This window comes from Streptomyces sp. BK208, assembly GCF_004364245.1.
Lineage (GTDB): Bacteria > Actinomycetota > Actinomycetes > Streptomycetales > Streptomycetaceae > Streptomyces.
In genome coordinates, this window is sequence record NZ_SOAV01000001.1 from 995,193 (window position 1) to 1,018,204 (window position 23,012).

Genomic DNA, 23,012 nt, shown 5'->3' on the forward strand with positions numbered 1-23,012 from the left:
GCCCTGCTCCTTCTCGCTCGCCCGCGAAGCCGCCTCCGGCCCCGCACCCAGTGTGTCGTATGTCTATCGATACGCCAGTGTACCGGTACACCACCGTATCGGTACACTGGCGTATCGGAACGAGGTCGTATCGATGAGAACCGTCACACGCGCCCCCGTACCCGACGAGCCACACGCACCACCGTCAGCGAAGGGGCCGGGGGATGAATGCCCGCAGCGAGCCTGCACCAGCGGGGCCGGACGCGCCCGCACGCCCACCACTCGTCCGCGAGCTGCTGCTCGTGGCCGGACTCTTCCTCGTGTACAAGTTCGGACGGCAGCTGGCGACGGGACACACCGCCGAGGCCTTCCGCAACGCCCACCACGTCCGGGACTGGGAGCGCGTGCTCCGGCTGCCCGACGAGGGTTCGGTGCAGTCCCTGCTCCTGCACGGCGACACACTGATCCACGTGGCGAACACGTACTACGCCGCCGTGCACTTCCCGGCCACCCTGGCCTTCCTGGTCTGGCTCTACCTGCGCCGGCCCGCGCACTACGTCTGGGCCCGCCGCGTCCTGGCCGCCGTGACCGGCGCCGCGCTGGTGCTGCACCTGCTGTTCCCGCTCGCCCCGCCGCGCATGCTGGGCGCCGCCGGCCTGATCGACACGGCCAGGGTCTTCGGCCCCTCGGTGTACGGTCCGCCGCGCACCGACGCGTTGTCGAACCAGTTCGCGGCGATGCCCTCGCTGCACTTCGGCTGGGCCCTGATGCTGGCGATCGGGCTGATCGTCGCGACGCGGACGCGGTGGCGGTGGCTGTGGCTGCTGCACCCGCTGGCGACGCTGCTGGTGATCGTGGGCACCGCGAACCACTACTGGCTCGACGTGATCGTGGCGACCGCCCTGCTCGGTCTCGCGCTGACGGTGCTCCGGCTGCCGCGGCCGTCGCAGCGGTCGCGGTGCGCCCTGCCCCACCGGCGGGCCGAGGACCGGCCCCGGTCGTCGGCCGAGCGGCCCGAGCTGGTCGGAGCGGGCCGATGAACGCCGCGCTCGTCGCCGTACTGCTGTCCCTCGTCTCCGCCTGTGCCTACGCCGCCGCGGCCGTCGCGCAGGAGCGGCTGGCCGCGCGCGCCTCCGGCGCCGGTCCGCTGCGGATGCTGGTCTCCGGTGCCTGGTGGTGGGCGGTGGCGCTGAACGCCTCGGCCGCGCTGCTGCACGTCGTGGCGCTCAAGTACGGTCCCCTCACCGTGGTCCAGCCGCTCGGGGCGCTCACCCTGGTCGCGGCCGTGCCCCTGGGGGCGCGGCTGGCGGGCCGGCGGGTGAGCGTGGTCGAGTGGCGGGGCACCGGCCTGACGCTGCTGGGGCTCGGGGCGCTGCTGCTCACCGCGTCCGGACCCGCGCCGGACGACGTGCTGAGCGTGCCAGAGGCACTGACGGTCTCCGGTGCGACGGCGGCGCTGATCGGCATGCTCTCGTGGCCCGGCACCCGGCCGGGGCTCCGGCACGCGACGGCGTCCGGCATCGCTTCCGGCGTCGCCTCGGCGCTCACCCAGACCGTGACCGTCGCCGTCACCGACCGGTCGGGTCCGCTGCTCAGCGTCCAGGTGATCGGCGTGGCCGTGCTGGTGGCGGCCTTCGCGACGGGCGGTCTGCTGCTGTCCCAGACCGCCTACCGGGGTGGCCTCGGCGCCCCGCTGGCGGTGGTGACCCTGGCCAATCCGGTGGCCGCCGCGGTGATCGGGCTCGCCCTGCTCGGGGAACGGCTCAGGGGCGGCGCGGGCGGCGTGCTCCTCGCCCTGACCGGCGCGGCGCTGGCCGCCTGGGGTGTGCTCCAGCTGAGCCGGGCGACCCCGGACCCGGCCCCGGGCGGACCCGGCCCCGGGCCCGCCGGATCGGTGCCCGCGCCCGCGATGTCCGGGCCCGCACTGTTCGAGCCCGCACTCTCCGGGCCTTCGGCGCTCCCGCCCGCGGTGTCCGGGTTCCCGGCACCACCCGGGCCGGAGACCGAGGGGCCGGGGCGGGCGGGGGCCGTGCGGGTGCCCGGGCAGCCGGGGCCGGGGCACCTCACACGGCTGTAGTCGCGGCCCTCCCTCGGCCCTGGCCTCAGTCGGTGATCAACGCCGGGTCGCTCACCCCCGGCCTGCCGTTCTCCACGTGACCGGCGAAGCGCCGCAGGAAGGCCGGGTCGGCCTCCGCGGTGACCGTCACGTCGTACCAGCGCAGACTGCCCGCGAGGTCGACGGTGTGGTGCACGGTGGCACCGGGGCGCACGGTGAGGGTCCGGGGGCGGCCGCCGTAGGCGCTCGCGATCCGGAGCCGGGCCGTGCCGGTCCCGGTGTGGGTGACGGTGAGCCGGAGGTCGTCGCCGTGGTGCCGTGCGGTGACCTCGGGCCCGGCGGGCCCGGCCACCCGGTTGGCGCCGCGGAAGACCCTGAGGAAGCCGGCCGGGCCGTGCACGGTCAGGTCGTAGGCACCGCCGGAGTACGCCGAGTTCCAGGTGTCCGCGAGGGTCTTGCCGGCCTCGGTGGTGTACGTCCAGGGGCCGTCGGTGCGGTTGCCCGAGGTGACGAGGAAGGCGGCGCCGGCCCGGGTGCCGGAGGCGAAGGTCAGCGTGAACTTCCCGGCCGCGGTGTCCGGGGCACCGTCCACGTACGGGTCGTAGCGCAGCGGCCGGGAGGGACGCGTCCCGCGCTCCTGCCGGGGCATGCCGGGTTCGGCGGGCGGCGTCGGCCGGTAGGTCGGGTGGCGTTCGCGGTCCGGGGGCTCGTAGGCGTCGGTGTCCGGCAGGCGGGCCGGGCGGCTGTCCGTGCGGGAGAAGTCGAAGGCCGAGGTCAGGTCGCCGCAGATGGCACGGCGCCACGGTGAGATGTTCGGCTCGCGGACGCCGAACCGGCGCTCCATGAAGCGGATCACCGAGGTGTGGTCGAAGGTCTCGGAGCAGACGAAGCCGCCCTTGCTCCACGGGGAGACGACCAGCATGGGCACGCGCGGTCCCAGCCCGTAGAAACCCTCGCGCTGGGTACCGCCGCCCGCGAAGACGTCCAGGGAGACGTCGACGGTGGAGCGGCCCTGCGCGGCGGACTTCGGCGGCAGCGGCGGCACCACGTGGTCGAAGAAGCCGTCGTTCTCGTCGTACGTGATGAACAGGGCCGTCTTCGCCCACACCGCCGGGTTGGAGGTGAGGGCGTCCAGGACCTGGGAGATGTACCAGGCGCCGTAGTTCGACGGCCAGTTGGAGTGTTCGGAGAACGCCTCCGGGGAGGCTATCCAGGAGATCTTCGGCAGCCGGTCCGCCTTCACGTCGGCGCGGAGCCGGTCGAAGTAGCCCTCGCCGCTCTTGGCGTCGGTGCCGGTGCGGGCCTTGTCGTACAGGGGGTCGCCGGGCTTCGCGTTGCGGTACGTGTTGAAGTACAGCAGGGAGTTGTCGCCGTAGTTGCCGCGGTAGGGGTCGTCGATCCAGCCCCAGCCGCCGGCCGCGTCGAGGCCGTCGCCGGTGTCCTGGTAGATCTTCCAGGAGACCCCGGCCGCCTCCAGCCGCTCGGGGTACGTCGTCCAGTCGTAACCGCGTTCGTCGTTGCCGAGGACCGGGCCGCCGCCCCGCCCGTCGTTGCCGGTGTGGCCCGACCACAGGTAGTAGCGGTTGGGGTCGGTGGAGCCGATGAAGGAGCAGTGGTAGGCGTCGCAGACGGTGAAGGTGTCGGCGAGCGCGTAGTGGAAGGGGATGTCCTCACGGGTCAGGTACGCCATCGTGGTGGTGCCCTTGGCGGGCAGCCAGCGGTCGTACTTGCCGTTGTGGAAGGCGTCCTGGCCGTCGGACCAGCCGTGCGGCAGCCCTTCGAGGAACTGCATGCCGAGGTCGTCGGCCTCCGGGTGGAAGGGCAGCACCTCCGTGCCGTCGCCCTTGCGCTGGTGCCACACCGACCTGCCGTCGTCCAGCGTCACCGGGTGCGGGTCGCCGAAGCCGCGGACACCGCGCAGCCTGCCGAAGTAGTGGTCGAACGAACGGTTCTCCTGCATCAGGACGACGATGTGCTCGACGTCCTCGATCGATCCCGAGCGGTGGTTCGCCGGGAGGGCGGCCGCCCGGTCGATGCTCGCGGACAGGGCGCTGAACGCCGTCGTGGCGCCCGCGAGTTGGAGGAATCTGCGCCGGTTGACTTCGGCCATGGGGTGAGGGACCTCTCGCCTTGGGGGGTTCAACCGGCCGGACGGTGCCGGAAGATGACGTAATGCGCGCGAAAGGAGTGTTCCAGGAGCAGCAAACGTCAGGGAAGGGTGCGGTGGCGCTCGTGTGAAAGTCACCGGTACGCGCGGTGTTCCGGGCCCGCCCCCGTTGCGCGCTGACGACCGCTTCCTGGCACCGCTGCCGCGCCATCACTTCGCGGGGCACCGGAGTGCCGCGTGAAGGACGCCTCTCCGTTCAACTGGATTCGCGGACCACGAGTTCGTTCGGCATGATCACCGGCTTCCTGGGGGCGCCCTCGATGAGCGCCAGCAGCAGGCGCACCGTCGCGGTGGCCTGGTCGGCCATGGAACTGCGCACCGAGGTGAGCGCCGGAGTGGTGTAGGCGGCGGCCTCGATGTCGTCGAACCCGACCACGGCCACGTCGTCGGGCACCCGGCGGCCCGCCTGGTGCAGGGTCCGCAGTGCCCCGATGGCCATGAGGTCGTTGGCCGCGAACACCGCGTCGACGTCCGGGTCGTCCTCCAGGAGCTGCCGCATGGCCTCCGCGCCCGACACCCGCGTGAAGTCGCCCAGCGCGACGATCGAGCGGCGGCCGGTGTCCCGCAGGGTCGCGCGGTACCCCTCGAGCCGTTCGCGGGACTCGTACAGGTCCAGCGGCCCGGTGATCGTGGCGATCCGGCGTCTGCCCCGCTGGAGCAGGTGCTGTACGGCCAGCTCCGCACCGCCCGCGTTGTCCAGCGCCACGTACGGGACGTCCGTCGCGGCGGTGCGGTTGAAGGACGCGACGGGCAGGCCCATGCGGGCGAGCGCGGCCGGCAGGGGGTCGGCGCCGTGCAGGGCGACGAGCATCACGCCGTCCACGTGGCCCCCCGCCACGTAGCGCTCCACCCGGGTCCGGCTCTCGTCGGACTCGGCGAGGATCAGCACCACGCGTCTGCCGACGTCCTCCAGCTCCCGGCTGACGGTGCGCACCACGGTGGAGAACAGCGGGTCGTCGGAGACCACGCCCTTGGGCGGGTCGGACACGACCACGGCCACGGCGTCCGTGCGGCGGGTGACCAGGTTGCGGGCGGCGGCGTTCGGTACGTAGCCGAGTTCCCGAACCGCCTGCATGACGACGTCCCGGATCTCTGGCGCGACGGTGGTCTCCCCGTTGACGACTCGGGAGACGCTCGACTTCGACACGCCGGCCCGGGCGGCGACCACCGCGAGCGTGGGTCGTTTCATCGCCTTCCGATCATCGCCTTCCGATCGCCGGTTTCCCGTCGTCCGTGTCCGGTCGTCGAGTTCAGGGAGCGTTCTCCACAGGATGACCTCGGCCCGATCCGCCTGTCAACGACGCTTTCCGTGCACCTGGTCGCCCGTTCTCTGCTTCAACCGGCCGGTATCCGGCGCCGGTCGGCCGGTGGCACGCATGCCGCCGCAATGGATCTCAGGAAGCGTTCCCTGGCACGCGGCACGTGCGTCGGGGGTGTAACAGACCTGTTGCCGAAAGCCTTGACAGGTCACTGTCACCGGCCCATTCTCACCCCTCAGGGAGCGCTCCCTCACCCTTCCCCCATTGAGGAGTCGCCCGTGCATCCCCTGCTCCGCCGCTTCGGCTTACCCGCCCTGGTCGCGGCCGTCCTGCTCACCCTCGTCGGCCTTCCCGCGCCCCGCGCCCACGCCGCCGAGACCCTGCTGTCGCAGGGCCGGCCCGTCGTCGCGTCGAGTACCGAGGACCCGTTCACCGCCCCGGGAGCCGTCGACGGCGACCCGGGGACGCGCTGGTCCAGTGCCTTCTCCGACCCGCAGTGGATCAGGGTCGACCTCGGGGTCCCTGCCCGGATCAGCCGCGTTGCCCTCCAATGGGAGGCCGCCTACGGCAAAACCTTCCAGATCCAGGTGTCGGACGACGCCGTGACCTGGTCCACCGTCCACGAGACGGCGAACGGCACCGGCGGCACCCAGAACCTGACCCTCACGGCCACCGGCCGCTACGTCCGCATGTACGGCACCCAGCGCGCCACCCAATACGGCTTCTCCCTCTGGGAGTTCCAGGTGTATGGCACAGCCGGCACCGGACCGGACCCCGGCGGCGAGGACACCCTGCTGTCCTACGGGAAGACCGGCGCGGCCTCATCGTCGCAGAGCGACGGCAACTGCTGGGAGTGCACACCGGCGCGGGCCTTCGACCGCGATCCGGCCTCCCGGTGGGCGACCGGCCCCACCACCGGCTGGACCGACCCCGGCTGGATCTCCGTCGATCTGGGCGCGACCGCGCAGATCACCAGGGTCGTCCTGCAGTGGGACCCCGCTTACGCCAGGTCCTTCCAGATCCAGGTCTCGCCCAACGGCACCGACTGGACGCCGATCTACTCGACCACGTCCGGCACCGGCTTCAAACAGACCCTGGCCGTCTCCGGCACAGGGCGCTACGTCCGCATGTACGGCACCGAACGGGCCACCCCTTACGGCTACTCCCCATGGGAGTTCCAGGTCTACGGCACCGGAGGCGCTCCCGTCCCGGCGCCGCCGCTGCCGCCGGACCCAGGGCAGCCGCCGCGGCTGGTGTGGAGCGACGAATTCGACGGGGCCGCCGGCGGCAAGCCCGACCCGGCGAAGTGGCGCGCCGACCCCGGCACCGGCCAGAACGGCGAGCTGCAGTACTACACCGACCACCAGAACGCGGCGCTCGACGGCGGCGGCCACCTCGTCATGGAGGCCCGCAAGGAAGCCAGCCCCGGCCGGTCCTGCCCGCCCGACCCGCTGACCGGCAGCACCACCTGCCAGTACACCTCGGCCCGCATGAACACCGGCGCCACGTTCCAGTTCACCTACGGACGCGTCGAGGCCCGCATCAAGGTGCCCAAGGGCAACGGGCTGTGGCCCGCCTTCTGGATGATGGGCGCCGACTTCCTCACCGGGCGGCCGTGGCCGTACAACGGCGAGGTCGACATCATGGAGATCCTCGGCAAGGACGTGAAGACGGCCTACTCGACCGTCCACGCGCCCGCCTACAACGGTGGAGGTGGGATCGGCTCGCCGTACCGGCTGCCCTCGGGCGCCGACTTCTCGGACGACTACCACACCTGGGCCGCCGACTGGAACAGCAAGGGCATCGTCTACAGCCTCGACGGGCGCACCGTGTTCACCCTGGACAAGGACGAGGTGGAGCGTACGCGCGGGCCCTGGATCTTCGACCACCCGCACTACATGATCCTCAACCTCGCGGTCGGCGGCGACTGGCCCGGCCCGACCGACGCGTCGACGCCGTTCCCCTCCCGGCTGCTGGTCGACTACGTGCGCGTCTACCAGTAGGACGGCCGACACCCGGCCCTCGTACCGGTTGTACCGGCCCCTTGTCGGGTCCGGCCCGGACACCTCGGTTCCGGGCCGGACCATGGCCGCACCACGCCACACCCCCTCCGATGGGAAGTGACATGCGCAGACACCCCGTACACCTCCATCGCTCACACCTCCGTCCCTTGCTGATCGGTGCCCTGGCGATCGCCCTGGCCGCCGCCCTCGGCATCACCCTCGGCGCCCCCGCGGCGCGGGCCGCCGACGTCACCGTCCAGGCCGAGTCCTACGCGGCGCAGTCCGGCGTCACCCTGGAGACGACCGGCGACATGGGCGGCGGACAGAACGCCGCCTTCCTCGCCGACGGCGACTGGATGCGCTTCGACCAGGTCGACCTCGGACCCGCCGGCCGCCTGACGGTGTCGGCTCGCATCGCCGCCGCCACAGGCAGCGGGTCCGTCGAACTGCACACCGGTTCCCTGACCGGCCCCCTGCTCGCCGTGATCCAGACCGGCCCCACCGGGGGCTGGCAGACCTGGGCGACGCGCAGCGCCGACGTCACCACCCATCCGACCGGCGTCCAGACCGTGTTCGCGGTGCTGCGCAGCACCACGCCCGGCGACTTCGTCAACATCAACTGGTTCTCGTTCGCCGGCGGCGGCGACGGGCCCGCGCCGGGCTGGGTCGATGTCGACCAGACCAAGTGGCAGGCCCAGCTCGCCCAGTTCCGGGCGATGACCCCGGCGCCGGTGCTCGGCAACGCCGTGCGCGTCCCCGAGTTCAACGCCACCTGCACCTACAGCCATTCCAAGCCGGACGACCCGATCGTCGTCCCCGGCCTGCCCGGCGCGTCCCACATGCACAGCTTCTTCGGCAACAAGAGCACCGACGCGTTCACGACCACCCAGAGCCTGCTGAGCAACACCGGCACGACGTGCACACCCGCCAAGGACCTCTCGGCCTACTGGATCCCCACGCTCTACGAGCGCGGCAAGGCGGTCGAACCCGACGGGATGATCGTCTACTACGGGTCGCGGCTGCCCGACCCCACGGCGACCATGCCCTTCCCGGAAGGGTTCCGCATGATCGCGGGCAACGCCAAGCTGCAGGTGGCCACCCCGGCCGGCTCGCCCAACCAGTTCTGGTGCGCCGGAGCCGGCGGCGAGATCGGCCGCAGCGCCGACGGCAACTGGCCGCGGTGCGCCTCCACCGCCAAGCTGGTGTACCAGCTGGTCTTCCCGGACTGCTGGGACGGCAAGCACCTCGACAGCCCGGACCACAAGTCCCACGTCGCCTTCACCTACGACGGCAAGTGCAGCGGCGCCTACCCGGTCGCCATCCCCTCGGTGTCGTTCGTCATCAGCTACCCGACCAGCGGGAGCGCCGACGGGTTCAGCCTCGCGTCGGGCATGGCCTCGTCCATACACGGTGACTTCTTCAACGCCTGGGACACCGCGGCCCTCGGGCAGCGTGTGAAGGACTGCATCGTGCAGAGCGCCAAGTGCAACTCAGCCGGAACGTTCTGACCCGGCGGACGGCGGCCGCCCTTCTCCTGGGCATGGCGGTCGCCGGCTGCACCTCGCAGCCGGCGGCCGACAGGCCCGCGCCCGCCGCCTTCAACGACACCGACACGGCATGGATCCAGCTGATGATCCCCATGAACGAACGGGCCTCGCTGCTCACCGACTTGGCCCCCGCCCACGCGGGTCGCCCGGTTCTGGCCGACTGGGCCGAGGAGGCAGGAAGGAGAATGAAGAGCGAACTCGCCGACCTGCGCGAGCTGTTGGCGGCCCCGGGAGTTCCCGACACCCGCCCCCACGAGGGGCACAACATGCCGGGCATGGTCACTCTCGACACGGTGCGCAGGGCGAGAGCGGTGCGGGGAGAAAGCTTCGACCGCCTCCTCGCCGGCAGTCTGCGCGCCCATCTGGTCCAGGTCCGCATGCTGTGCGCGAGCGAACGCACCGCAGGAAGTTCCGAGCGGGCGACGGGCCTGGCCACCGTCGTCGAACGGAGCGTGGCCCAGCGCATCACCCGGCTCGACGCCCTGACGGGCGGCGACGGCGGCGGGTAGCCGGCGGCTGCGGGCCGAGCGCTTCGACCCACGCGTGAGCAGGGATTCCTCTGGGAATGGGTCAGGATCATGACAGAGATCCTCACGACCACGCCCCGCCCCGCTCGTCCGCTGCGCCAGCTCCTCGCCGCCTCCGTCGGCAACGCCGTCGAGTGGTACGACTGGTACGCCTACACCTTCCTGGCCACCTACATCGCGGACCAGGTCTTCCCCGAGAGCGCGGACAACTCGCTGGTGCCGCTGCTGTCGACGTTCGCCGTGTTCGCGGTGGGCTTCTTCATGCGGCCGGTCGGCGGGCTGCTGATGGGCGCGATCGCGGACCGGCGGGGGCGGCGCGCCGCGCTGACCGTCACGATCCTGCTGATGGGCGGCAGCAGTCTGCTGGTCGGGCTGACCCCGACGTACACGGCGGCCGGGGTGCTGGCCCCGGTGGTCCTGGTGCTGGCACGGCTGCTCCAGGGGCTTTCGGTGGGCGGTGAGTTCGCGGCGTCGACGACCTTCCTGGTGGAGTCGGCGGGGCCCGGCCGGCGCGGCCTGTTCTCCAGCTTCCAGTACGTCTCGACCACGGCGGGGCAGCTGGTGGCCTCCGGGCTCGCGACGCTGCTGGTGGACACGCTGAGCGAGGACCGGATGAACGGCTGGGGATGGCGGGTCCCGTTCGTGTTCGGCGCCGTCCTCAGCCTGGTCGGCTTCTGGATCCGGCAGGGCGCCCAGGAGACCCGCAGCACCGAGCAGCAGCGGGCGCCGCGGCCCGCCCTGTTCGAGGCACTGCGCCGTCATCCGCGCGAGTCGCTGCTGATCTGCGGCATCACCGCGGGCGGCACCATCGCCTACTACACGTGGACGTCGTACCTGCCGACGTACGCCGAACTCGACGCGGGCGTCGCCAAGTCGGACGCGCTGCTCGCGGGGACGATCTCGCTGGCCTTCTTCGGGCTGCTCCAGCCGCTCGGCGGCATGCTCTCCGACCGGTTCGGGCGCCGCCCCCTGCTGCTCTTCTTCGGCGTGGGGTTCTCGCTGCTGAGCGTGCCGCTGCTGCACTCCCTGCGCGACTCCTTCGCCGTGCTGCTGCTCGTGCAGTGCGCCGGCATGGTCCTGCTGACCGGCTTCACCTCCATCAGCGCCGCCGTCAACGCCGAGGTCTTCCCGCCCCGGGTGCGGGCGGCCGGCATCGGCTTCCCCTACTCGCTCACCGTGGCGCTGTTCGGCGGCACGGCGCCGTACGTGGGCACGCTCTTCAAGGACCTGGGCCACTCCGGGCTCTTCCCCTGGTACGTCGCCGTCCTGTGTCTGCTGTCCTCGCTGGTGTACCTGCGGCTGCCGGAGACGGCGCACAAGGAACTGGAGCGCTGACGGCCCGGGCGACCGAAGGACGGCGAGAATGTGCGGGCCGTCGCCGACCACCACGATGTCCCGCAGTGCCGTGCACTCGGCGGCGTGCCGGTCCAGCGACTCGGCGAAGCGCTGGAATGCGAGCACCTCGGGCCGGTCCCGTATCTCCGCCGACAGGGCGCGCTCCCACGTCCCCTGCTGCCGGCCAACCCATCGGCTCTTCGCCTCTCCTCACCACCAGGACTCGCGGCACAGCAGGTGCGGCGGCCCTCGATCGGCACGCTCCGCTGCAACGTTGGCCAAAGACCAGGGGTGCCCACCGGCAGTGCCGGACGGCGCCGGGCGCGGTCCTTTCGCGCCAGATTGCACAACGACGGTTTTCGGCCGGGTCCGTCCCCGGTCGCGCCCCGTTCCGTTCCGGCCGGGCCGGCGAGCGGGGCCCGCCCCGGCGGGCGGGACACCGCCCTGGCCAGGCCGCCCGGGTCCGGTGCGCGGAGACGACGGCCGCCCACCGGCTCCCGAACGGGCCGGCACCGGCCCCGGATCGGTGTGTTATCCGCCCTTCTTCACGCGCACACCCGTCCCTCCCGTCCCCCGACAGGGCCGCGACGACGGCGAATTGGCTTCGCTGCGGTTCGCACGGGCGTACGTGTCGTGTTCCACCGTCCCGCACCGGGGCACATGGCCCGTGGCGCGGGGGCGCGCGAAGCCGGCGGTCCGAACGGGACCGCCTTCGACATGGGGTGGGGCAGATGGTTCGTACTGTCGTGGTGCACGACGAGGAGCTGCTGCGGTCGGCGTTGGTGCAACTGCTCAGATCCGACGACACGCTGGAGGTGTCCGCGCAGTGTCCCGACGCGGACGGTCCGCAGGGCGAGGCCTTACCGGCGGACGTCTGCGTCGTGGACGGGGAGTGCCTGACGGGGCCGGGCGACGCACGGTCCGCGCGCCTGCGGGCCCGCTGCGGGGACCGGCTCGTGGTCCTGGCGACCGCCAAGCGGCCGGGCGTGCTGCGGCGGGCGTTCGACGGGGGTGCCCTGGGGCTGGTCGACAAGAACGCCCCGGCCCACCGGCTGATCACCGCGGTGCACACGGTCGCCAAGGGCGAGCGCTTCCTGGACGAGACGCTCACCGTGGCACTGCTGGAGGGGGCGGCGATGCCGCTGACCACACGGGAGCTGGGCGTGCTCACCCTGGCCTCCCAGGGATCGCCGATCGCCGAGATAGCGGCGCGCCTGCACCTGTCCCGGGGCACGGTCCGCAACTACATGGCCACGGCGATCCGCAAGGTGGGCGCCCGCAACCGGGTCGACGCGATCCGCATCCTCCAGAGCGCCGGCTGGACGTGAGGCGACCGTCGCCGCGCTCGCGGGCCCGGACGGCGGGCCGCTGTCACATCGGCCGGGGCTGCGCCCCGTTCCAGTGGCCCGTCAGGTCCCGGTAGAGCGGCGACCGGCCCAGCAGTTGCTCGTGCGTGCCGCACTCCGCCCCCACGCCGTCCAGGACCAGCGTCCGGTCGGCGCGGACGGCCGAGGACAGGCGGTGTGCCACCACGAGCAGCGTTCCGGGCCGCCGCGAGAGGGCCTCCTCGGCGCGGGCCTCGGACGCCGGGTCGAGATGGCAGGTGGCCTCGTCGAGCAGCAGCAGGGGGGCCGGCGACAGGTACGCGCGGACCAGCGCGAGCAGTTGCCGCTCCCCCGGCGAGAGCTCGGCGGGCCGCACCGGGCCGTCCAGCCCGCCCAGCCTCTCGACCAGGGGTCGCAGACCGAACGCCGCCACCGCCGCGTCGAGTTCCTCCCGGCGCGCGTCGGTCCTCAGGTACGCGAGGTTTTCGCCGACCGTGCCGGTGAACACGTACGCCTCCTGCGGGACCAGGGTCCGCAGGGCGGCCAGCTCACCGGCGGGGCGCCCCGTCACCACGTCTCCGGCCACCCTCACCTCGCCGCCGCTCGGTGCGAGGGTTCCGGCGACCAGGCGGGTCAGGGTCGACTTGCCGATGCCGCTCGGGCCGACGACTGCGAGGTGTTCACCTGGGGCGACGCACAGGTCGAGCGAGTCGAGCACGGGGTCGGCGCGGACCCCGTAGGAAAGGGTGACGGACCGCAGTTCCACCGCCGGGGCCGCCGCGGCCGCCGGTTTCGCCTGGCGTGGCAGCGGGTGGGCGCGGCGGGCCGGTGGCCTGGCCCCGTCGTCGCGGGCGCGGCCCGGGGCCGCGGTGCCCGCCCGGGGGTCCGCGGTACCCGGGGCGTCGATGGTGTCCGGCTCCGGGCCGAGGATCCGGTCGAGGACGACCAGCAGCCGGGACCCGGCCGCGCCCAGCGCGGTCATCAGCGTGTGCAGGGCGGGCAGCAGGGACTGCGCGAGGTAGGTGAACGCGCCGAGCAGCGCCCCGGCGCTCACCCCTCGCCCGCGCAGCCACGGCACCGCCACCAGCAGCGCGAGCACCGGCAGGTGGCCGGCGACGCCGAGCGCCACGGTGCGCACCGCCGCCCATCCGGCCAGCGTCCGGGCCTGCGCGGCGGCCTCGGCGACCAGGTCCGCGCCGTGCCGCTCGGCCCGGGGGCCGGTCCCGCAGGCGGCGAGGTCCCGCAACGCCGTGCGGGCGCGCGCCGCGTGGTCGCCCAGGGCCTCGTCGGCGGCCAGGGCACGGCGCTGGGCGGCCGCCATGGGCCGCAGCGTCACCAGGAACAGCGCGAGACCCGCCGCGAGGGGCGGCAGGACCACGACGAGGAGAGCCGGATGCAGGGACAGCAGGCCGAGCAGCGCGCCGGCCGCGGTGAAGACGAAGGAACGCAGGGTGAGGACGAGACCGGCGAAGCTGTCCCGGGCGATCTCGACCTGGTTGCTCAGCCGCGAGACGGCCGCCCGGTCCGTCCCGCCGGGTGCGGCCGGCGCCGCCGGGGCCATGGACCGGTCGACAGCGCGCCGCACCAGTCCGTCCCGCAGCGGCTCCGTCAGCCCGGCCAGCTGCGCGAACACGCCCCGGACGACCGGGGCGCCGGACACCACGGCGACCAGGGCGACGCCGAGCCACAGCATCCCCCTGCGCGGTTCCCCCGCCAGGAACCCCTCGTCGACGGAGCGGGCGACGCCGTGGCCCACCAGGAAGGCCTGCGCCGACTCGGCCAGCGAGAAGAGCCCGAGCCGCACCAGTACGCCCTTGCGGTGCGCGAGGAAACGCCGCGCCGGCGGCGCGAGGCGGCGCAGCGCCCCGGCCCCGGGTCCCCGGGTCCCCGGGTCGTCCGGTGCCGGGGCGCGGAGGTGCCCGGCGGACGTCACGGACGCACCTCCTCGGGCTCGTGACGGCGATGGGGCCCCGCGTCCGCCCTCGTGCCTCCCGTCCCGTCCGCGTCCGCGTCGGCGTCGGCGTCGGCGTCGGCGTCGGCGTCGGCGTCGGCGTCGGCGTCGGCGTCGGCGTGAGCACCGGTGCCGGCTCCGGCTCCGAAGACCGCCCGGTAGCCGGCCGTGTGCCACAGTTCGCGGTGGGTACCGACGGCGCGCACCTCCCCGTCCTCCAGCCAGAGCACCAGGTCGGCCCGGTCCGCGACCGACGGGCGGTGCGCGACCACGAGCCTGGTGCCCGGCCGCACCGAGCGGCGCAGTGCCAGGTTCACCTCGTGCTCCGTGGCGGTGTCCAGACTGGAGGTGGCGTCGTCCATCACCAGCAGCCGCCCGGCGTGCGCGAACGCCCGTGCCAGCCCGAGCCGCTGGTGTTCGCCGCCCGAGAGGGGCGCCTGCGGCAGCGGGGTGTCGTAACCGCCCGGCAGCCGGCGTACGAAGCCGTCGGCGCCCGCCGCGCGGGCCGCGCGCCGTACGTCCTCGCGCGACAGCCGCCGCGGTCCCGCGGCGACCGCTTCGGCGACGGTGCCCTCCCCCAGGACGGGGCGTTCGAAGGCGTACGCCACCTCGCTGCGCAGCGCCTCGCGGGTCAGGTGGTCGAGCCGGACGCCGTCCAGCAGCACGTGTCCCTCGTCGGGGTCGATCAGCCGCCCCGCCAGGGCGGCCAGGACGGACTTGCCCGCACCGCTGCGGCCCACGACCGCGACCGTGCTGCCGCCGGGCACCCGCACGTGGTCGGCGCGCAGCACCTGTCTGCCGTCGCGCAGCACGCGCACGGAGCGCAGGACCAGCTCTCCGGGTCCGTCCGGGGGCAGGCGCAGGGTGCCGTACTCCGACGCGGGCATCCGTTCCAGCTCCAGGGTCCGGTTCCGGGCCTCGCGGGCCCGTACGATCGCCCCGAGCAGGGACGCGGCCGCGCCGACGCCGGCGGTGAGCTGGGCGTACCGGCCGACGGCGAGCAGGTCCCCGACGCTCAGGGCGCCGGCCGCGAGGCGCAGCCCGCCGACGGCGGTGGCGACCAGCGTCAGCAGCGGGACCAGGACGCCGCTCCTGCCGAGGGCCCGTCCGTGCAGCGCCCACATGTGCCGGCCCTGGGCGGCCAGTTCCGTCAGCGGCGCCAGGATGCGGGCGCGCTCCCGGTCGCCGGTTCCGGCGGCGGTGACGGTGGCGGTGCCCTCCAGGGCTTCGAGGAGCCGCGAGGCGATCAGGGACTGGGTGCGCTGGTAGGCGGCGACGGTGGCGCCCGTGTCGCGGGCGAAGGAGCGCAGCACCAGCGCCAGGGCGGGCAGGCCGGCCAGTACGGACAGGGCCACCCACACGTCGACGAGGAACAGCGCCACGAGTGCGCCCAGCGGGGTGATCAGCGAGGCCGCCAGCGCCGCCCGGGCCGCCGGGGCGCCGCCCGCGTCCGCGGCGTTCAGGGTCACGCGGGTCCCGACGTCCCCCGGCGGATGCGGGCGGGCGTGTTCGGGTACGGCGCGCAGCAGGCCGAGCAGGGCACGGGAGCGGACGGACGCCGTCCAGGTGGCGTTGCAGCGGCCGGTGAACAGGGCGGTCGCGCCGTCCAGCAGCAGTTCGCCCAGGAGCAGCCCGGCGCTCAGCGGGAGCCACCGGCCCGCGTCGCCCTCGCGCAGCAGCAGGTCCAGGGTGCGGCCGAGGACGAAGGGCTGGGCCACGGCGGCCGCGGCCGCTCCGACCGAGCACAGCAGCACCAGTGCCGCCAGGGCGCGTCCGGGCGCCGAGCCGTCGGTCCCGTTCCGCGTACCGGGCGCGTGCCGCGCCACGGGCGTGCTCGTGCGCACCGGTGAAACACCTCCGTACGTCCCGCGCGGACAGGCGTCGGCGCCCCGGGCCGGAACCCGGGGCGCCCGCGCCCGGCGACATGGCTCAGCACGTCGCCGCGGTCTGGAACTCGTGCGTCAGTTACAGGTGGTGATGCTCAGGCTGCTGTCGCCGCAGAGCAGGAGGCTCGCGCGGCTCCCGGTCTCGACGTCGCCCATGGCCTCTTCCTTCGGGGTCTCCATCGACTGCAGGTCAAACAGGTTCATGTCATCTTCCTTTCGTCCGGCAACGGTGTTCTTCTCACGACCCCGGGTGGGGCCGAGTCAGGGGGGCCGCCGCTGGGCGCGGCGGCGGAAGGAACGGCAGCGTGGCCCGCGTGTCGCCCAGTACGGAGGCGACGGCCAGCAGGCATCCGGCCGTTCCGGTGGAGAGGTCCATGGACAGGCGCATCATCTGCTCGCCGGGGAAGGCCAGCCGGTCGCGGTAGGACATCGCGTGCCAGGACAGGGCGTCGAGTTGGCGCCGTACGGCCTCGGGGCCGGTCCCGGGCACCGCGGCCGTGGTGCGGCCCAGGTACAGGACCATGCCGGCCACGCCCCGGTAGAGGCCCGGCTGGGCGTAGAACATCGCCTGGGCCGCGGCCACGATCTCGGTCCTGGCCCGCGCGAACTCCTCGTCCGGCCGGTGTGCCAGGTAGTCGTCGAGGACCATGCCGATGCCCACGCTGCCGGCGCCCAGATAGGGCATGGTGCGCCAGCCCTCGTCGACCTGCAGGGCGCCGCCCGCGCCGACGACGCAGCGGTCGAGGTCCTGGCGCAGCGCGTCGTGGGCCAGGTCGAGGAACGCGGAGTCCCGGGTGCGTTCGAACAGGCGCAGGAAGAGCAGCGCACGCCCCGCGCCGCCGTGCAGCAGTCCGGCGCGGGCGCGGCCTCGGCTCACGCGTCCCGGGGATCCGCCGTCGGCGGCCAGCTCGGCGCAGCGCAGGGCCGCCGAGTGCGGCGCGCTCTGGCCGGTGGTCGCGGCCAGCGAGTCCAGGGCCAGGCCGAGGCCGGCGGCACCGCCGTGCAGGTCCGGGCCCAGGTGGTCGAAGGACTGCTCGAGGAGGAGTTCGGTGAGGTCGAGGGCGCGGTCGCGGTGGCCGAGACGCTCCAGCGTCCAGGCGACGCCGGCGAGCCCGTCGTGGAAACCGAGCGGCATGCCCGACGGCGGCTGCTTGGTGCGTTCCAGCAGCCACTGCTCGCCGTCCTCGTCCCGTCCGGCCCCGCTCTCGGCCAGGGCGTACAGCACGCCCGCCGCACCGTGGGCGAACGACAGCCCGCCGCCGGCCGTGGCGAACTGCGCGATGTCACCGGGGAAGAGACGGTCGGTGCGGGTGGGTGTGGCGGAGGCGAGGATCGCCCCGGCCATGGAGTCCCGGCTGCGCGGCCAGTCGTCCGGACGGACCGGCGCCACCGGTCCCGCGGGGCGTGGCCCGGCCGGGGGCGAGGGACGCCGCGTCGCCGGGGCCGCCCCGGCACGCGAGCCCCGGTCGTCCCGGGTGACCTCGTCGTCCCGGACGACCTCGTCGGACCGGGTGACCTCGTCGTCCCGGGTGACCTCGTCGTCCCGCGCAGCCTCGGCGGACCGCGTGATCTCGTCGACCGCCGCGTCCAGGAAGGCCCGGTCCACCGGGAAGTGCTCCGCCACCACGTCCGCGAGGTGGGCCGCCTTGCGCCGGTCGATCGCCAGCAGACTGGTGAGCGGGAGGAAGAGCGCGAGCCGCAGGCAGGCCAGGGCGTACCGGTCCACCGCCACACCACGCCGGTCGGACGGTGCCACGAACCCGGGGTTCGCCACGGTCTGCCGGCCGGGTTCGTCGACGCGGTGGGCGGCCTCGAAGTCCAGCAGGGCGACGCTGTCGTCGTCCCGGATCATGATGTTGAACAGATGCAGGTCGTTGAAGACCACGCCCCGGGCGTGGACGTCCTCGACGGCCCGCTCCACCCGCGCGTGGACGTCGAGCGCCCAGGCGGTGTACTCGGCCAGTCTTCGTTCGCCTGGGTCGGCCTCGATGAGCGGGTGGCGGCGGGCGAAGAAGGTGTTGAGCGGCTTGCCGTCGATGTGCTCCAGGACCAGGAAGTGGTGCTCGCCGACCGTGAGGTGGTCGAGGACCTCGGGCGTGCAGTCGAGGCCGGACAGCTGCTCCAGCGCCCGTCGTTCGCGGTGCAGCCGGGCCACGGCGTCGGCGCCGTCGGCCGCAAGCCCGGCGTGCGGACGGGCCTCCTTGAGGACGACCTGCTCACCGGTGCGGGTGTCGCGGGCGAGGTAGACGCCGCCGCCGTTGGAGAAGTGCAGCGCCGACTCGACGGTGTACGGCATGTCGGTCACGGTCACCGCGGAGCGGGCGTCGAGGTGCGGGCGCAGGAAGGCGGGCGGGTCGACCCAGTCCGGGACGCGGAAGACCGGGCCGCGCGGGTCGGGCACCAGCACGCCGTCGGGGCGGGCCACGGCCGGCCGCAGTTCCCCGTCCGCGTCGTAGCAGTCGCGGCGGGTGAAGCCGCCGTAACGGACGTGCACCGGGCCCTCGCCGATGCGCAGGTCGCTCAGGATGTGCGGCCCGGGCTCGCCGGCCAGCAGGCCGGACAGCTCCCCCACGAGCCGTTCGAACTCCGCCTCGTCCGCCGGGTACACGGTGACGAACTTGCCGCTGCCGGCCCGGTCCGCGTACTTGGCGTTGCGCTGGTGCAGCAGGTAGCGGCTGGGCACGAACTTGAAGGCGATCCGGCCGGTGACGCAGTGCCGCCACACGCGGTCGAGCACGGACTCCGCGTTGTCGAGGCAGGCGGAGACGTGGATCTTCCACCCCTGGGCGGGCAAGTCGGTGTCGACCGGGCGCAGCGCGAGCCAGTCCCCGCTCTCGTGGCGCTGCCACCCGTCCGGCACGGGCGAGGCCGCCAGAGCGTACCGGGAGCGCGAGGCACCGGTCCGGGGAGACGTGCGGTGCGGGGCGTCGTAGAAGTGCGGATCCGCGTCGCAGTACACGGCGTAGCCCTTGTTCACGCCTTCTCCCTCCCACCGGTCGCTGACGGAGATGACGCTGTCACGCGGCGTACCGCGCCGCACAGTTGCCGCTGTCATGACTCCGGCGTGCGGAACGCACGGGTAACTTCGCGGGAAGGGGCGCCCGGAGCCCGTGGAGGGAGCGGTTCGGCGTCCAGGCGTCTGCTCCCCGTCCGCTGTCCCCGGCGTGACGAACGACGGTCGCTGGTAGGGGAACCGCGCGGGATCGCCGGCCTCGCCGGACATCGCGAGGACGGCCGGTGACCGGTCAGTGGGAGTGTGACCCGCCGTTCACTCGGCGGTGGGGACCACCCTCAGGTGGGCGGTGGTCCGGCCGGCCCGCGGTGACCGCTGCACGGTGCGGCGCGGTTCGCGCAGGACCAGCGTCACCCGGGTGCACTCCAGCTCCTGGAGGGTCCCGGAGGCCTCCATGACGACGCGGCATTCGGTGGTGCCCCGGCGCGGGTCGGGGTGGTGCAGCGGCCGTACGGCACCGTCGTGTTCGACGGCGCGCGCGCCCACGGCCCGGACCCAGTGCGGCAGGCCCTGGCGGTAGGCGGCCTCCATGATCGGGTCCTGGGCGATGTCGCGCCGCACGGCCTGCAGACCGGGGTCGTGGCCGTACCGCTCCAGGGTCGCGGCGAAGTGCGCCAGCATGGGCAGGCACCAGCTCGACTCGTGCTCGCCGAGGACGGTGGAGGCGTCCGGGTGGAAGAGGACGAACCTGAGGAAGTTGTCGTCGGGCATGGCCGTCGGATGCGGTCCGGCCCCCTGGAAGAGTGTCCGGAAGGCGCCGTTGGCCAGCACCACGTCCCAGCGGTGGTCGACGACGAAGGAAGGGAAGGGGACGGCCTCCAGGAGCGCGGCGTAGTCCTGGAGATAGGCCTGGGCCTCGGGGGTCGTGGGGGTGGGCCGCGGCGCCGACCGCTGCCCTCCTGCCTGAAATGCCATCGGGAGGTCACCCCTCTTGCCTATGCGGCCTTCTCGCGGCGTCCCGCATCCTGGCGCCCTGACCTGCCGCGTGTCAACTATCGTGGCATTTCGTGCCTGTTGACGGCTGAAATAGGCCACAGTTGTGGCGATACCTGGATGTGAGTTCGAGCGGCAGGCTAATCTCCGGGAAGTTCACGGCAACTGCTTGTGAGAAGCCTGTGAGGCTCGTGAGAGACGTAGGAGAGCTGTCGGTGACGGGTGGCTTCGAAGGTCCGGGTGCCCTGCCGACCACCACGCTGGCCGCCGTAGTCGCCCGGGTCGGCACGCTCGCGGACCGGCTCGGCGTGGCGCACGGCGAGGTCTTCGACGTGGGCCGGCTGAGCGCCGCCTCCGGGGTGCCCGAGCCCGTCGTCGGGGCGCTGCTCGGCGGCCGGCCGGCCGGCGAACCCGATGTCCAGACCAGGTTCGTGCAGCGGCTGGACCTGCTGCGCCGCACCCGGCTGAAACCGAACGGCCGCAGGTACACCCAGCAGGAGATAGCCGACGGCGCCGGGATGTCGCGGCAGCAGGCCGGTGCGCTCATCAACGGCGACCGGCGCCCCACCATGGAGCACTGCGACGCCATCCAGCGCTTTTTCCGGGTGCACGCCGGATTCCTCACCGCCGAGGATCCCGAGGCGCTTTCGGGTGCCCTGCAGCGCACCGAGCAGGAACTGCTGCAGCAGCTGGCCGACCGGGAGCGGGAGGCGGCGGCCGCCGAGTCCGACCCGCTGGAGCGGCTGCTGCAGGACCACGGCGTGCGCGGCATCGCCTGGCGGGCCGCGCAACTGCCCACCGACCAGCACCGCGACAAGGTCGCCGAGTGGCTGGACATGCTCCTGGAGAGCGTGCAGCGGCCCGAGTCGTGAGCCTGTGGCGCGCCCGGCCGCGCCGATGGGCCCGATCGGTGCGCGGGAGCCGGGGCACGGGCGCGGCCGGAGGGGATTGTCAGTGGCGGGCGGCAAGCTGGGAGGGTGCCACCGCCGTGCGGGGGCGCGTGACCGCTGACGTCGTTTGGGGAGAGCCGACCGATGACCACCGCCGTGCTGACCGATCACGAACGCACCGCCGTCCAGGCCTACTTGCGGCTCTTGCACACCGTGCGGGCCGGTTTCGACACCGGGGCGGGCCCCGGCGGTCCTCCCCGGCCGCCCGTCGTCCCGCCCTCCGTGCTGGCCGAGGCGGAGCAGGCCCTGGAGGCGGCGGGCCTGACGGGGAACGAGGAGGCGTTCTTCCGGCTGCTGCGCGACTGGTGTCCGTCTGCCTGACCGGGAGGGCGGGCCCGGTCCGCCGTCAGGTGTGCGGGACCGTGATCGCCGTGGTGACCAGACCGTTGCGGGCGGACCACTGGCCGGTGAAGTGCGTCAGGCGCCGGCCGCCCACGGTCGGTCCCGCCACCAGGAGGGCGGCGCGCAGGGTGCCCCGGCGCACGTCGGCCGGGTCGACGGAGATCTCGATGTCCGCCTCCGAGAAGTCCAGCCACTTCCCGGTGAGGGGGAACCACGCCTTGTAGACCGACTCCTTGGCGCTGAACAGCAGCCGGTCCCAGGGGAGGCCGGGCCGTGCCTCGTCCAGCCCGCGCAGGCGCGCCGTCTCGGCGGGCAGGGCGATGCTCTCCAGGACTCCGTCGGGGAGCGGCCCGTCGGGTTCGGCGTCGATGCCGAGCGAGGCCAGGTCGGTCAGCCGGACCAGGGCGGCGGCGCAGTAGGCCTCGCAGTGGGTCATGCTGCCGGTGAGCCCGTCCGGCCAGCGCGGGGCCCCGCGTTCGCCGGTGAGCACGGCCTGCGGGGGCACGCCGAGCTTCTCCATGGCCCGGCGGGCGCAGGACCGTACGACGGTGAACTCACGGCGCCGCTTGGCGACCGCGCGTGCGACGATCGCCTCCTCCTCCGGGTACAGCGGCAGGTGCCCGGCGTCGTCGTGGCCGAACGCCTCCACGGACACGGCGGTGTCGGGCAGCAGTTCCTCGATCAACGGGTCGCCTCCTGGCGCGACGGGGACGGGGACGCCGACGTGAACGGCAGGATACGGCGCAGCCGTCCCGGCGGCCCGGGGCGCTTGCGCCACTCGCGGGGGTAGCCCACCGACACCTCCTCGAAGCGGACCCCCTCGTGCCAGGTGGTGCGGGGGATGTGCAGATGCCCGTAGACCATGGTGTCGACCCGGAACCTGCGGTGCCAGTCGGCGGTCAGGGAGGTGCCGCACCACATGGCGAACTCGGGGTACCACAGGACGTCGGTGGGGTGCCGGTCCAGCGGATAGTGGTTGACGGGGATCACCGGCAGGTCCGCGGGTGCCTCGGCGAGCCTGCGCTCGGTCTCGGCGACCCGGGCCCGGCACCAGTCCTCCCGGCTGGGATACGGGTCGGGGTGCAGCAGGTACTCGTCGCTGCACACCACGCCGGTGCCCTGGGCGTACTCCAGCCCCTCGGCCTTGGTCGCGCATCCCTGGGGCAGGAACGAGTAGTCGTAGAGCAGGAAGAGCGGCGCGACGACGGCCGGGCCGCCCGCGCCCTCCCACACCGGGTACGGGTCCTCGGGAGTGGTCACGCCCAGCTCGCGGCACATCTCGACGAGGTGCTCGTAGCGGGCGACGCCGCGCAGGGCGACCGGGTCCTTGGGGTGCGTCCACAGCTCGTGGTTGCCCGGGACCCAGACGACCCGGCGGAAGCGCTTCGCCAGCGTGGCGAGCGCCCAGCGGATGTCGGCGACCGTCTCGGCCACGTCGCCGGCCACCAGGAGCCAGTCGTCACCGGACTCGGGACGCATCTCCTCGACCAGGGCCCGGTTCTCCTCGTAGCCGATGTGCAGGTCGCTGATGGCCCACAGCTGCCCCGGAACACCACGCCTCGACGTCATCCCTTCCCCCTCCCAGACACACGTTCGACGCCACGAGATCACATCGCCGCGCCGGTCACAAGGCGGCCCGGCGCCGCCGCCCGGGCGGCTCCCGAGGGCCGGCGCGCGACCGGTCGGCGCATCCGTGTGACGCGCGTTGCGCTCGGGGCCGGGCGTACCCCTATGATCGC

Annotated in this window: 18 protein-coding genes; 9 read left to right on the forward strand and 9 right to left on the reverse strand. The window is 73.6% G+C overall.

Annotated features, from left to right (window positions below):
- Positions 1–203: 203 nt before the first annotated feature.
- Complete coding sequence (locus EV562_RS04465) at positions 204–1,019, forward strand: phosphatase PAP2 family protein (RefSeq protein ID WP_133885298.1); 816 nt, start codon at positions 204–206, stop codon at positions 1,017–1,019.
- Positions 1,016–2,056 carry a hypothetical protein gene (locus EV562_RS04470; RefSeq protein ID WP_133885299.1) on the forward strand — a complete coding sequence of 347 codons (1,041 nt, stop codon included), beginning with the start codon at positions 1,016–1,018 and terminating at the stop codon, positions 2,054–2,056. The genes EV562_RS04465 and EV562_RS04470 overlap by 4 nt, the downstream gene beginning before the upstream one ends.
- 25 nt (positions 2,057–2,081) lie before the next feature.
- Here EV562_RS04470 and EV562_RS04475 read toward each other — a convergent pair whose 3' ends face one another.
- Both EV562_RS04475 and EV562_RS04480 read right to left on the reverse strand, forming a co-directional pair.
- Entirely contained in the window at positions 2,082–4,145 is a 2,064-nt protein-coding gene (locus EV562_RS04475) for a phospholipase C, phosphocholine-specific (protein ID WP_133885300.1), read from the reverse strand.
- A gap of 253 nt (positions 4,146–4,398) precedes the next feature.
- Positions 4,399–5,391: a LacI family DNA-binding transcriptional regulator gene (locus EV562_RS04480; protein WP_133885301.1), complete on the reverse strand. Its 993-nt coding sequence runs from the start codon at positions 5,389–5,391 to the stop codon at positions 4,399–4,401.
- A 348-nt stretch (positions 5,392–5,739) separates the two neighbouring features.
- On the opposite strand from EV562_RS04480, the gene EV562_RS04485 reads away from it, so the two are divergent.
- The 5 genes from EV562_RS04485 to EV562_RS04505 all read left to right on the forward strand — a co-directional run bounded on the left by EV562_RS04485 (position 5,740) and on the right by EV562_RS04505 (position 12,201).
- On the forward strand, positions 5,740–7,464 hold the full coding sequence (locus EV562_RS04485; protein WP_133885302.1) for a discoidin domain-containing protein: 1,725 nt from the start codon (positions 5,740–5,742) through the stop codon (positions 7,462–7,464).
- A gap of 167 nt (positions 7,465–7,631) precedes the next feature.
- Positions 7,632–8,972 (forward strand): DUF1996 domain-containing protein, encoded by a 1,341-nt coding sequence (locus EV562_RS04490; protein ID WP_243859959.1) that lies wholly within the window; start codon positions 7,632–7,634, stop codon positions 8,970–8,972.
- Positions 8,948–9,520, forward strand: a complete 573-nt coding sequence (locus EV562_RS04495) for a DUF305 domain-containing protein (RefSeq protein ID WP_133885304.1) — start codon at positions 8,948–8,950, stop codon at positions 9,518–9,520. Before EV562_RS04490 ends, EV562_RS04495 begins: the two co-directional genes overlap by 25 nt.
- A 69-nt stretch (positions 9,521–9,589) precedes the next feature.
- Positions 9,590–10,873, forward strand: a complete 1,284-nt coding sequence (locus tag EV562_RS04500; RefSeq protein ID WP_133885305.1) for an MFS transporter — start codon at positions 9,590–9,592, stop codon at positions 10,871–10,873.
- 722 nt (positions 10,874–11,595) lie between these two features.
- Positions 11,596–12,201, forward strand: coding sequence for a response regulator transcription factor (locus EV562_RS04505; protein WP_166661555.1), 606 nt, complete (start codon positions 11,596–11,598; stop codon positions 12,199–12,201).
- 43 nt (positions 12,202–12,244) lie between these two features.
- Here the strand turns inward: EV562_RS04505 and EV562_RS04510 are convergent, their stop codons facing one another.
- The 5 genes from EV562_RS04510 to EV562_RS04530 form a co-directional block, all read right to left on the reverse strand.
- Positions 12,245–14,059, reverse strand: a complete 1,815-nt coding sequence (locus EV562_RS04510) for an ABC transporter ATP-binding protein (RefSeq protein WP_243859971.1) — start codon at positions 14,057–14,059, stop codon at positions 12,245–12,247.
- 68 nt (positions 14,060–14,127) lie between these two features.
- Positions 14,128–15,993 (reverse strand): ABC transporter ATP-binding protein, encoded by a 1,866-nt coding sequence (locus EV562_RS04515; RefSeq protein WP_243859960.1) that lies wholly within the window; start codon positions 15,991–15,993, stop codon positions 14,128–14,130.
- A gap of 117 nt (positions 15,994–16,110) precedes the next feature.
- A complete protein-coding gene (locus EV562_RS04520) occupies positions 16,111–16,239 on the reverse strand; it encodes a SapB/AmfS family lanthipeptide (RefSeq protein ID WP_003972313.1) in 129 nt (42 codons plus the stop codon).
- Between the two features lie 34 nt (positions 16,240–16,273).
- Positions 16,274–19,012 carry a class III lanthionine synthetase LanKC gene (lanKC, locus tag EV562_RS04525; protein WP_166661584.1) on the reverse strand — a complete coding sequence of 913 codons (2,739 nt, stop codon included), beginning with the start codon at positions 19,010–19,012 and terminating at the stop codon, positions 16,274–16,276.
- 291 nt (positions 19,013–19,303) lie between these two features.
- Positions 19,304–19,963 (reverse strand): hypothetical protein, encoded by a 660-nt coding sequence (locus EV562_RS04530; RefSeq protein WP_133885309.1) that lies wholly within the window; start codon positions 19,961–19,963, stop codon positions 19,304–19,306.
- Positions 19,964–20,196: 233 nt separating this feature from the next.
- On the opposite strand from EV562_RS04530, the gene EV562_RS04535 reads away from it, so the two are divergent.
- Both EV562_RS04535 and EV562_RS04540 read left to right on the forward strand, forming a co-directional pair.
- Complete coding sequence (locus EV562_RS04535; protein WP_133885385.1) at positions 20,197–20,853, forward strand: helix-turn-helix transcriptional regulator; 657 nt, start codon at positions 20,197–20,199, stop codon at positions 20,851–20,853.
- A 162-nt stretch (positions 20,854–21,015) separates the two neighbouring features.
- Positions 21,016–21,252, forward strand: a complete 237-nt coding sequence (locus EV562_RS04540; RefSeq protein ID WP_133885310.1) for a hypothetical protein — start codon at positions 21,016–21,018, stop codon at positions 21,250–21,252.
- A gap of 25 nt (positions 21,253–21,277) precedes the next feature.
- Here EV562_RS04540 and EV562_RS04545 read toward each other — a convergent pair whose 3' ends face one another.
- Positions 21,278–21,958 carry a 4'-phosphopantetheinyl transferase superfamily protein gene (locus tag EV562_RS04545; protein WP_133885311.1) on the reverse strand — a complete coding sequence of 227 codons (681 nt, stop codon included), beginning with the start codon at positions 21,956–21,958 and terminating at the stop codon, positions 21,278–21,280.
- Positions 21,955–22,842, reverse strand: a complete 888-nt coding sequence (locus EV562_RS04550) for a metallophosphoesterase (protein ID WP_133885312.1) — start codon at positions 22,840–22,842, stop codon at positions 21,955–21,957. The genes EV562_RS04545 and EV562_RS04550 overlap by 4 nt, the downstream gene beginning before the upstream one ends.
- Positions 22,843–23,012 lie beyond the last annotated feature (170 nt).